At 72.4% G+C, this 10,933-nt stretch carries 6 protein-coding genes; all 6 read left to right on the top strand.

Annotated features, from left to right (window positions below; genetic code table 11):
* Positions 1–138 precede the first annotated feature (138 nt).
* The 6 genes from ACH4ZA_RS17650 (at position 139) to ACH4ZA_RS17625 (ending at position 10,844) form a co-directional block, all read left to right on the top strand.
* The gene (locus ACH4ZA_RS17650) at positions 139–1,515 is read left to right on the top strand and encodes an ABC transporter substrate-binding protein (RefSeq protein WP_398430201.1); all 1,377 of its coding nucleotides are present in this window, start codon (positions 139–141) and stop codon (positions 1,513–1,515) included.
* A gap of 69 nt (positions 1,516–1,584) precedes the next feature.
* Positions 1,585–2,868, top strand: a complete 1,284-nt coding sequence (locus ACH4ZA_RS17645; protein ID WP_319280248.1) for a sugar ABC transporter permease — start codon at positions 1,585–1,587, stop codon at positions 2,866–2,868.
* 20 nt (positions 2,869–2,888) lie between these two features.
* Positions 2,889–3,716 (top strand): carbohydrate ABC transporter permease, encoded by an 828-nt coding sequence (locus ACH4ZA_RS17640; protein WP_319280250.1) that lies wholly within the window; start codon positions 2,889–2,891, stop codon positions 3,714–3,716.
* A 152-nt stretch (positions 3,717–3,868) separates the two neighbouring features.
* Positions 3,869–6,145 carry a CDP-glycerol glycerophosphotransferase family protein gene (locus ACH4ZA_RS17635; RefSeq protein ID WP_398430200.1) on the top strand — a complete coding sequence of 759 codons (2,277 nt, stop codon included), beginning with the start codon at positions 3,869–3,871 and terminating at the stop codon, positions 6,143–6,145.
* A 155-nt stretch (positions 6,146–6,300) separates the two neighbouring features.
* Entirely contained in the window at positions 6,301–8,547 is a 2,247-nt protein-coding gene (locus tag ACH4ZA_RS17630; protein ID WP_398430199.1) for a CDP-glycerol glycerophosphotransferase family protein, read from the top strand.
* A 5-nt stretch (positions 8,548–8,552) separates the two neighbouring features.
* Positions 8,553–10,844 carry a CDP-glycerol glycerophosphotransferase family protein gene (locus ACH4ZA_RS17625; RefSeq protein WP_398430465.1) on the top strand — a complete coding sequence of 764 codons (2,292 nt, stop codon included), beginning with the start codon at positions 8,553–8,555 and terminating at the stop codon, positions 10,842–10,844.
* The last annotated feature ends 89 nt before the right edge of the window (positions 10,845–10,933 follow it).

Below are 10,933 nucleotides of genomic sequence, written 5' to 3'. Positions count from 1 at the left end.
CGTCACTCACGATCACGACGCGGTCACGATCCCCCGCTTGACAGCGTGGGCGCTCTTGCCGACCCCCAGCACCCGGCGTAGACCAGTTGCCACGGGACAGCGCTCAACGTTCGACGACGAACGAAGAACGGGGCAGTGATGCGCAGCACGAGCAACACCATCCGGACACGCAGGACCGTGAGGGCGGCGGCCACGCTCCTGGCGGGGGCCCTGGCGCTCTCGCTCAGCGCCTGCGGAAGCGACGACGACAAGAGCAGCGACGGCGGCACGACGGCCGAGGAGACCGGCGCCTCCGTCACCCTTCCCAAGCTGGACGGCAAGAGCCTGGAGGTGGCCGCCGTCTGGACCGGCGCCGAGCAGGCCAACTTCAAGAAGGTCCTCGCGCAGTTCGAGAAACGCACGGGCGCCAAGGTCACCTTCGTGCCCGCCCAGGACCCGATCATCAACTTCCTCGGCTCCAAGGTCGCCGGCGGGCAGCCGCCGGACGTCGCGATGCTCCCGCAGCCGGGCGCCATCAAGCAGGCCGTGGACAAGGGGTGGGCGAAGCCGCTGGGCGCGGCGGCCCTGAAGGAGCTGCAGAAGAACTACTCGCAGGGCTGGCAGGACATCGGCAAGATCGGCGGCAAGCAGTACGGCGTCTACTACAAGGCCGCCAACAAGTCGCTGATCTGGTACAACGCCAAGGTCTTCGAGAACGCGGGAGCGTCCGAACCGAAGACGTGGGACCAGCTGCTCACCACCGCGCAGACGGTCTACGACTCCGGTGTCACGCCGTTCTCGGTGGGCGGCGCGGACGGCTGGACCCTGACCGACTGGTTCGAGAACATCTACCTCTCGCAGGCGGGCCCGGAGAAGTACGACCAGCTGGCCAAGCACGAGATCAAGTGGACCGACCCGTCCGTGAAGGCCGCGCTGACGACGCTGGCGCAGGTCTGGGGCAAGAAGGACTACGTCGCCGGCGGCGCGGCCGGGGCGCTGCAGACCGACTTCCCGACGTCGGTGACGCAGACGTTCTCCGGCGGCGACCAGCCCAAGGCGGCCATGGTCTACGAGGGCGACTTCGCGCAGGTCAACATTGTGCAGGCCGGTGCGAAGGTCGGCACGGACGCGAAGGTGTTCCCGTTCCCGGCGGTCGGCGGCAGCTCGCCGGTGGTCTCCGGCGGCGACGCGGCGGTCATCCTGAAGGACTCCGAGGCGGCCCAGGCGCTGGCCACCTTCCTTGCCTCGCCGGAAGCGGCGACCATCCAGGCGAAGCTGGGCGGTTACCTCTCGCCGAACAAGAACGTGCCGGAGTCGGCGTACCCGAACCCGGTGCAGCAGAGGATGGCCAAGGCGTTGATCGCGGCCGGCGACGACTTCCGTTTCGACATGTCCGACCAGGCCCCGCAGGCGTTCGGCGGCACCCCCGGCAAGGGCGAGTGGAAGGCACTGCAGGACTTCCTGAAGAACCCGACGAACGTGGCCGGCACCCAGGCGGCGCTGGAGTCGGGCGCGGCCGCGGCGTACGGGAACTGACGCGGCGTGACGACGCCCGCGACGGCGGGGGCTCCCGGAGCCCCCGCCCCTCCCCGCTCGCGCAAGAGCGTGACCGGCACCCGCAGGACCGTGGCGGCGCTGTTCCTGCTGCCCGCCCTCGTGCTGCTCGGCGCGCTCGTGGTCTACCCCATCGGGTACTCGGTCGTGCGCAGCTTCTACGACCAGTCCGGCGACGGCTTCGCCGGAGCCGACAACTACCGGGCACTCTTCACGGACGACGGCATCCGCACCGCGCTGAAGAACAACGTGATCTGGGTGGTGTTCGCGCCGACGGTGGCGACCGCCCTCGGTCTGATCTTCGCCGTGCTCACCGAACGGGTGCGCTGGGGCACCGCGTTCAAGCTGGTCGTCTTCATGCCGATGGCGATCTCGATGCTGGCCGCCGGCATCATCTTCCGGCTGGTCTACGACCAGGACCCGGACAAGGGCGTCGCCAACGCGGTGTGGGTGGGCGTGCACGACACGTTCGCCGAGGCGTCGGCGTTCCCGAAGGCGCACCCGGGCCGCGACTCGCCGCTGCGGTCCGAGAAGGGCGGCGGCTTCGTCACCCGGTCGGCGGTGCGCGCCGGAGACCCGGTCTCGCTCCCCCTGGTCGGCGTCGCGCCCGACCAGATGCCGGGCGGCGCGAAGGGGGCCGTGGCGGCACGGCCCGAGCCGGGGAAGGTCACCGGCACCGCCTGGCAGGACTTCACCCGAGGCAAGGGCGTCGGCAGGCTCGGCGTCCCCGACCCGTCCGAGCTGGGCTACCCCGGGATGAGGATCGAGGCGGTGAAGGACGGCAAGGTCGTCGCGTCGACGAAAGCCGCCGCCGACGGCACCTTCACGCTTGCGGCCGCGGCCGACGGCGCCCTGCTGCGGCTGCCCGCGAGCAACTTCACGGAGGCGTACAACGGCCTGGACTGGCTGGGCCCCTCGCTGGTCACGCCGGCGATCATCGGCTCGTACATCTGGATGTGGGCGGGCTTCGCGATGGTGCTGATCGCGGCCGGACTGGCCGGGGTGCCGCGCGAGCTGCTGGAGGCGGCACGCGTGGACGGCGCCAACGAGTGGCAGGTGTTCCGAAGGGTCACCGTCCCGCTCCTCGCGCCGGTCCTCGCGGTCGTCGCCGTCACCCTGATGATCAACGTGCTGAAGGTGTTCGACCTGGTGTTCATCATCGCCCCGGGCTCCTCGCAGGACGACGCGAACGTGCTCGCCCTGGAGCTGTACCGCAAGGGCTTCTCCGAGGACCAGCCCGGCGTCGCCAGCGCGATCGCGGTGTTCCTGCTGCTCCTGGTGATTCCGGTGATGTGGTTCAACGTGCGGCGACTGCGACGGGAGGTGCGGCGGTGACGAAGCGACTCGCCTGGGTCATGGACAAGCTCAACGGCGGGCTGGTCCGCGCCTTCCTGATCGTCGTCGGCCTGTTCTGGCTGGTGCCGACCGTGGGGCTGCTGATCTCCTCGCTGCGGCCCCCCGAGGACATGAGCGCCAGCGGCTGGTGGGAGGTGTTCGCCAAGCCCTCCCAGCTGACCTTCGACAGCTATCAGAAGCTGCTGGAGAACGGCGACATCACCGACTCGCTCGTCAACACCGTGCTGATCACCGTGCCCGCGACGGTCCTGGTCGTCGTCATCGGATCGCTCGCGGGATACGCCTTCGCGTGGATGGAGTTCCCCGGCCGCGACTGGTGGTTCCTGGGCGTCGTCGGGCTGCTGGTGGTGCCGGTGCAGGTGGCGCTGATCCCGATCGCCGAACTGTTCGGCAAGATCGGCCTGTTCGGGTCGATCATGGGCGTGGTGCTGTTCCACGTCGGGTTCGGGCTGCCCTTCGCGGTGTTCCTGCTGCGGAACTTCTTCGCGGAGATCCCGCGCGAGCTGCTGGAGGCGGCCCGCCTCGACGGGGCGGGCGAACTGCGGTTGTTCGCCCGGGTCGTGATGCCGCTCGGCGGTCCGGCGATCGCTTCGCTGGCCATCTTCCAGTTCCTGTGGGTGTGGAACGACATGCTGGTCGCGCTGGTGTTCAGCGACGCCGGCAGCCAGCCGATCACGGTCGCCCTGCAGACCCAGGTACGGCAGTTCGGCAACAACATCGACGTGCTGGCGCCGGGCGCGTTCATCTCGATGGTGATCCCGCTGGCCGTCTTCTTCGCCTTCCAGCGGCAGTTCGTGTCGGGGGTGATGGCGGGCGCGGTCAAGTAGCCGCGCACGGCAGGGCGGGCAGTGTCACCCGTCCGCCCTGCTTCGTTCACCCGAAATTCCCCCGTATGCCACAGAAACCGTAACCGCGTCACTCCATCGGCCGTTTCCGGGCAAGGCCCTGTCTACCGCCCGCGCCGACCCATGGATGTCCGTTGCCCAGGTTCAGTGTCATCGTTCCCGCGTACAAGGTTCAGGCGTACCTGCACGAGTGCCTCGAGTCGGTGCTGTCCCAGTCCTGCGCCGACCTCGAGGTGATCGCCGTCGACGACTGCTCGCCGGACGCCTGCGGCGAGATCATCGACGAGTTCGCGGCCCGGGACTCTCGGGTGCGCGCCGTGCACCTGCCGGAGAACGTCGGTCTGGGGCGGGCCCGCAACGCGGGTCTGGAGCGGGCGACCGGCGACTACCTGGTGTTCCTCGACTCCGACGACACGCTCACCGCCGGCGCGCTGCAGGCGATCGCCGACCGGCTGCGGGAGACGGGCGAGCCGGACGTCCTGGTCTACGACTACGCGAGCACGTACTGGACGGGTGAGTCGGTCCGCAACAAGTTCGCCGAGCAGCTCGGCGAGGACGGCCCGGCCCCGTTCAGACTGGCGGACCGCCCCGGGCTGCTGCGGGTGCTGATGGTGGCCTGGAACAAGGCCTACCGGCGGGAGTTCGTCGAGAGCGTGGGCCTGGTCTTCCCTCCCGGCTACTACGAGGACACGCCGTGGTCGTATCCGGCGCTGCTGTCGGCGAAGTCGATCGCGACGCTGGACCGGGTGTGCGTGCACTACCGCCAGCGCCGCCGGGGCAACATCCTGTCCACCACCAGCCGCGGCCACTTCGACGTCTTCGAGCAGTACGACCGGGTCTTCGCGTTCCTCGAGCAGCGGCCCGAACTCGCCCAGTGGCGGCCGGTGCTGTTCCGCCGCATGGTCGACCACCTCTCCACGGTGTTCACCAAGCGCGACCGCCTGCCGCGCGGCTCCCGCGCCGAGTTCCTGCGCAAGGCCCGCGCCCACTACCGCCGTTACCGCACCCCGGGGGCCTCGGTCCCGCTGCGCTCGCGGCTGCGGCACACCCTGGTCCACTTCGGCGTGCACCGCGTCTACCGGGCGCTCCAGGCGTCCATGACCGTGCGGCGGCGCACGCACAAGGCCGTGTCGAAACTCGCCCGCGCCCTCAAGGCGGCCTTCCTGCAGGCCCACTACCGGGTGCAGCTGCGGCTGCCGCTGCGCGCCGACCGGGCCGTGTTCGCCGCCTACTGGGGCCGCGGACACAGCTGCAACCCGGGCGCGCTGGAGGCCGCGTTCCGCACCTTCGCACCGCAGGTGCGCACCGCGTGGGTGGCCCGCCCCGAGCACCGGGAGTCCGTCCCGCCGGGCCCGCGCCAGGTGCGTCCCGGCACGGCCGCCTACTGGACGGCGCTGGCCCGCTCCAAGTACCTCGTCAACAACGTCAACTTCGACCGGCGGCTGGTCAAGCGTCCCGGCCAGGTCTTCGTGCAGACCCAGCACGGCACCCCCCTCAAGCACATGGGCCTGGACCTCCAGGAGCGTCCGGCGGCCGCCCGCGACATGGACTTCGCGGAGCTGCTGCGGGGCGTCGACAAGTGGGACTACGTCCTGTCGGCGAACCGCCACACCACCCTCACCTGGGAGCGGGTCTATCCGGGCCGCTACGAGACCCTCGAGTACGGCTATCCCCGCAACGACGTCCTGCTGCGGGCGACCGGGGCGGACGTGACCCGGCTGCGCGAGTCCCTCGGCATCCCCCGCGGCACGGTCGCCGTGCTGTACGCGCCCACCCACCGCGACTACCGCCGCGTCCAGCGCTGCCACCTCGACCTGGAGCGCGTCATGCGCCGGCTGGGACCGCGGTTCGTCGTCCTGGCCCGCGCCCACTACTGGCAGGAGAGCCCGCTCGAGCGCGGCACGCCCGGCGTCATCGACGTCAGCGACCACCCGAGCGTGGAGTCGCTCTGCCTGGCCTCGGACGCCCTGCTCACCGACTACTCGTCCCTCATGTTCGACTACGCCAACCTGGACCGCCCGATCGTGATTCACGCCGACGACTGGGAGGCGTACGAGGCGGCCCGCGGCACCTACTTCGACCTGCGGTCCTTTCCGCCGGGCGCGGTCGCGCGCAGTGAGGACGAGCTGATCGACATCTTCACCACCGGGCACTGGCGCGACTCCCGCTCGGCGCAGCTGCGGGCCGCGTTCCGTGAGCGGTTCTGCCCGCACGACGACGGGCGCGCCGCCGAACGCGTCGTCCGGCGGGTGGTGCTGGGCGAGACGGCCGTGCCGCCGCCCGTGCCGCTCGCCGCGCGCCGTCCGGCGCCGTCCGCGGCGCAGTCGGAGGCGCCGCCCGCGTCGGGGCGTCCGCCGCTCGCCACCGTGCCGCATCCCTCCGGTCCGCCGGCCGTCACCGAACGCCGCTGAACGCCGTTTCGCCCACCGGGAGCCCCGCCATGTCCAACGGCTCGACGCGGCCGACCCCGACCCGGCCCCCCACCTGGCGCCCGACCGGGCGCCCCGGCCGGGTCCGTACGGCCTGAGCACCAGGCACCTCACCGAACAGACGGAGAAAGAGCAGCATGCCCCGCTTCAGCATCATCGTCCCGTCCTACGGGGACGGCGGTCCCCCCGGTCGAGTGGATACGCGGCTGGGGGAGGGCCGGCTGTCCCTGGCGCTGGACTCCGTGCTCGCCCAGTCCTTCGGCGATCTCGAGCTGATCCCGGTCGCCGACGCGCCCGACGCCGTGGCCGCGGGCATCGCCGCGCGGTACGCGGCACGCGACTCCCGGGTGGTCCCCGTGCAGGCGCCGCCCTCGTCGGGCCTCGCCGGCGTCCGCAACGCCGGGATGCGGGCGGCGAGCGGCGCATACGTGCTGTTCCTCGACGGCGACGACACCCTCGCCCCGGGCGCCCTGGCCGCGCTGGACGCCCGGCTCGCCGAGACCGGCGACGTGGACGTCCTGTACGCCGAGCACGAGCGCGTCCACTGGTGGGACGGCGGCCCGGACGCTCCGACGGCCGCGCTCCCCGCGAGGACCCCGGCCGGCGCCTTCGCACCCGACGAGGCCCCCCTGCTCACGGGGCTGCGGCTCCCGGTATGGGGCACGCTCTACCGGCGCTCCTTCCTCGACGAGCACCGGCTCGCCTTCCCCGAGGGCCGCTTCACGGACGTCGGCTTCGGCGGTCTGGTCACCGTGCACGCGGGCCGGGTCGCGGTGACGCGTTCCGTCGTCGTCCGGCATCTCCTGCGGCGGCAGGGCGACCCGCTGAACCTGCCGGGCGGGCACCATGCGGACCTCCTGGAGCAGGCCCGTCTCGTGCTGACCCGGGCGGCCGAGCGCGGGCTGTCCGAGGACCGGTCGGGGGCGCTGTTCGACCAGCTCTTCGCGGCCGTCCTGAAGACCGCCGCGCACCCGGCGCGGCTGCCGGGGCGCAGCCGGCGGGCCTTCTTCCGGAGGGCGCGCCGGCTGTACCGCAGTCACCGCCCGGCCGGTCACCGCAGGCCGCCCGGCAGCCTCGGGGTGCAGCACCGGCTGCTGGCGGCCGGGGCGTACACGGCGTTCCGGGCGCTGCGCGGGGCCAACCGCAGGGCGTCGTCGGCCGCCCGGCGCGTCCCGCGCGCGCGGGGGCTGCGCACCCGCCTGTACTACCGGCGTCAGCTGCGCCGCCGCATCGACCCCGGTCTCGCCGTGTACTGCGCGTACTGGGGCCGGGGTTACGCCTGCAACCCGGCCGCGATCCACGCCAAGGCCGCCGAACTCGCCCCGCACATCCGCTCGGTGTTCCTCGTCGAGGCCGACCAGGCGCACACCGTGCCGGAGGGCGTCGAGCACGCCGTCATCGGCAGCCGCCGCTACTGGCAGGTGCTGGCCCGTGCCAAGTACCTCGTCAACAACGCGAACTTCGAGGGGGCCGTCGTCAAACGCCCCGGCAGCGTGCACCTGTCCACGCAGCACGGCACACCGCTGAAGAAGATGGGCGTCGAGCAGGCCGGGCATCCGGTGGTCGCCGCCGCCACCGGCAGTTTCGAGCGCCTCCTCGGCCGGGTCGACCGCTGGGACTTCAACCTGAGCTCGAACCGGCTGTCCACCGAGGTGTGGGAGCGGTCGTTCCCGTCCTCGTACGAGATGCTCGAATACGGCTATCCGCGCAACGACGTCTACTACACCGCGTCGGCGGACGACGTGCGCCGCGTGCGCGAGCGGCTCGGCGTCCCGGAGGGCCGCACCGCGATCCTGTACGCGCCCACCCACCGCGACCACGACGCCGGTTCCGACTCCCGGCTCGACCTCGGGGCGCTCTCCGACGCCCTGGGCGACGACTTCGTGATCCTCCTGCGCGCGCACTACTTCCACGACGACGACCGGGCCCGTCCGCGCGACGGGCGGATCATCGACGTCACGGCGCACCGCTCCTCCGAGGACGTGTGTCTCGCGGCGGACGCCCTCGTCACCGACTACTCGTCGATCGTCTTCGACTACGCCAACCTCGACCGGCCGGTCGTCGTGTACGCCGACGACTGGGACGTGTACCGCGAGACGCGCGGCGTCACCTTCGACTTCCCGGGCTCCCCGCCCGGGCCGGTCGCCCGCACCCCGCAGGAGCTGGCCGAGGTGTTCCGCTCCGGCCGCTGGGCCGGAGCGGAGGCGGACGAGCTGCGCGCGCGGTTCCGCGCACGTTTCTGCGAGTTCGACGACGGACGCGCCGCCGAGCGCGTCGTGCGCCGGGTGCTGCTCGGGGAGCCCGCCGAGTGCATCGAGCCCGCCGTTCCGCTCGCCCGGCGCACGCCCGCGCCCGCCGCCGTGACGACCTCTTCGAGGAGCTGACCTTCGTGCCCCGCTTCAGTGTCATCGTCCCCGTCTTCAAGGTGCAGGGCTTCCTGCGCGAATGCCTCGACTCCGTGCTCGGCCAGTCCTTCGACGACCTCGAGGTGATCGCCGTCGACGACTGCTCGCCCGACGGCTGCGGCGCGATCCTCGACGAGTACGCGGCGCGCGACCCGCGCGTCAGGGCCGTCCACCTGCCGGAGAACGTGGGCCTGGGCCGTGCCCGCAACGCGGGCCTGCCCCACGCCACCGGCGACTACGTGCTGTTCCTGGACAGCGACGACCGCTACACGCCCGGGCTGCTGCGGGCAGTCGCCGACCGGCTCGACGAGACCCGCGACCCCGACATCCTGGTCTTCGACCACGTGCGCACGCATTGGTGGGGCCGCGCGGGCCGCAGCGACGCGGCGGGCCTCCTCGAACAGGCCGGCGCCGACACGTTCGACGTCCGCCGCTCCCCCGAGTACCTGCGGCTGTTCCTGGTCGCCTGGAACAAGGCCTACCGCCGGGACTTCTTCCTCGGACACGGTTTCCGGTACCGGCCGGGGCTGTACGAGGACGCGCCCGTCACCTACCAGACCATGGTCACCGCGGAGCGGATCGCCTGTCTGGACCGCGTGGGCGTCGAGTACCGGCAGCGACGGCAGGGCGCGATCACCCGCACTCCCGGGCGCAGGCACTTCGACATCTTCGAGCAGTACGAGGGCCTGTTCGCGTTCCTCGCCGAACGGCCGGGTCTCGACTGGGCGCGGCCGCTGCTGTTCGAACGGGCCCTGGACCACATGCTGTTCACCGTGGCCCGCCCCGAACGGGTGCTGCGCGGCGACCGCAAGGAGTTCCACCGGCGCATCCGGGCCTTCTACCGGCGGCACGTGCCGCCGGGATTCACGCCGCCGCCGGACAGCCGCCGCGCGGAGATCCGGCTGCTGGCCCTCGTCCCCCACCACCGCGCCCAGATCGGTCTCGGCCTGTGGCGGCGCGGCGGCACGGCGGCCGCGCGCACGGCGAACCGGCTGCGCGCCCTGGTCGCCCGGCATGTCAAACGGTCCTGGTACCGCTTCCAGCTGCGGCGGCCGCTCGACCCGCGGCTGGCCGTGTACTCCGCGGGACACAGCCGCGCCGTGAACGGCGACCCACGGGCGATCCACACCAAGGCCGCGGAACTGGCGCCGCAGGTGCGGGGCGTGTGGGTGGTGCATCCCGACGCGCTGGACCAGGCGCCGCCGGGCGTCGAGTGCGTCACGACGGGGTCCTGGCGCTACTACCGGGTGATGGCGCGTGCCACGCACTGGTTCAACGACTGCAACTGGGCCGGCGACCTGGTCAAACGGCCGGGTTCGGTGCATGTGCAGACCCATCGCGGCACGCCGCTGAAGCACATGGCGCTGGACCTCCTGGACCGGCCGGGCGCCCGGCACGGCACGAACGTGCGCGGCATGCTCCGGCGCAGCGACCGGTGGGACGTCAGCCTGGTCGCGAACCGGCACTCCGAGGAGGTCTGGCAGCGCGCCTACCCCTGCCACTTCGCGTCGCTGCGCAGCGGCAGCCCGCGCAACGACGTCCTGGTGAACGGCGGGGGCGGGCGCGGCGCCGGGCTGCGCGAACGGCTCGGCGTCGACGCCTCGGAGACGGTCGTCCTCTACGCGCCGACCCTGCGCGACTACCGCAGGGGCCGGCATGTCTGGCGGGTCGACCTGGAGGCGCTGACCGCGTCCCTCGGTCCCGGACACCGGCTGCTGGTGCGCCTGCACCCGAGCCTGGCCCGGCATCACGAACGGGCGCTGGTCCTGCGCGACCTGCACCGGCGCGGCGCGCTGACGGACGTCACGGACGAGCCGCACGTCGAGGACGTCCTGCTGGCCGCCGACGCCCTGGTCACCGACTACTCGGCGCTGATGTTCGACTACGCGGTCCTGGACCGGCCGATCGTGATCCACGCCGACGACTGGGCGGCCTTCCGCGCGACCCGGGGCGCCTACTTCGACATCACCGCCGAGCCGCCGGGACACGTCACCCGGTCCGACGTGGAGCTGGCGAAGACGTTCACCTCCGGCGCCTGGCGGGACGAGGAGTCGGCACGGCTGCGCGCGGCGTTCCGGGAGCGCTTCTGCGAGTACGACGACGGGCGGGCCGCGGAGCGCGTCGTCCGGCGGTTCCTGCTCGGCGAGCCGCCGGAGGCGACGACGGCCGACGGCGGAGGTGACGATGCCGGCGCCGGCGCCGGACAGGAGGCGGGCGGGGTCGTCCGGATCCCGAAGGCCGTCGACCGCTCGGCGCGCCGGCCGCAACTCCGCTGACACCGGGCCCGGCGTGCGCCTGGACTCCGTCCCGGCGGGGACGCGCCTGCCCGGCGCCGCGGACGGGGACGTCCTCCGTGCGGCCTAGC

Source organism: Streptomyces sp. NPDC020597 (assembly GCF_044335095.1).
In the GTDB taxonomy this organism is placed as follows: domain Bacteria; phylum Actinomycetota; class Actinomycetes; order Streptomycetales; family Streptomycetaceae; genus Streptomyces.
The sequence above is the reverse complement of the archived record's forward strand: the minus strand, read 5'-3'. Positions and strand labels throughout refer to the sequence as shown.

What these genes read in the sequence shown, in the direction of transcription:
- ACH4ZA_RS17640 (WP_319280250.1), top strand. Translation starts at nt 2,889, where the DNA reads ATGGACAAGCTCAACGGCGGGCTGGTCCGCGCCTTCCTGATCGTCGTC.
- ACH4ZA_RS17650 (WP_398430201.1), top strand. Translation starts at nt 139, where the DNA reads ATGCGCAGCACGAGCAACACCATCCGGACACGCAGGACCGTGAGGGCG.
- ACH4ZA_RS17630 (WP_398430199.1), top strand. Translation starts at nt 6,301, where the DNA reads ATGCCCCGCTTCAGCATCATCGTCCCGTCCTACGGGGACGGCGGTCCC.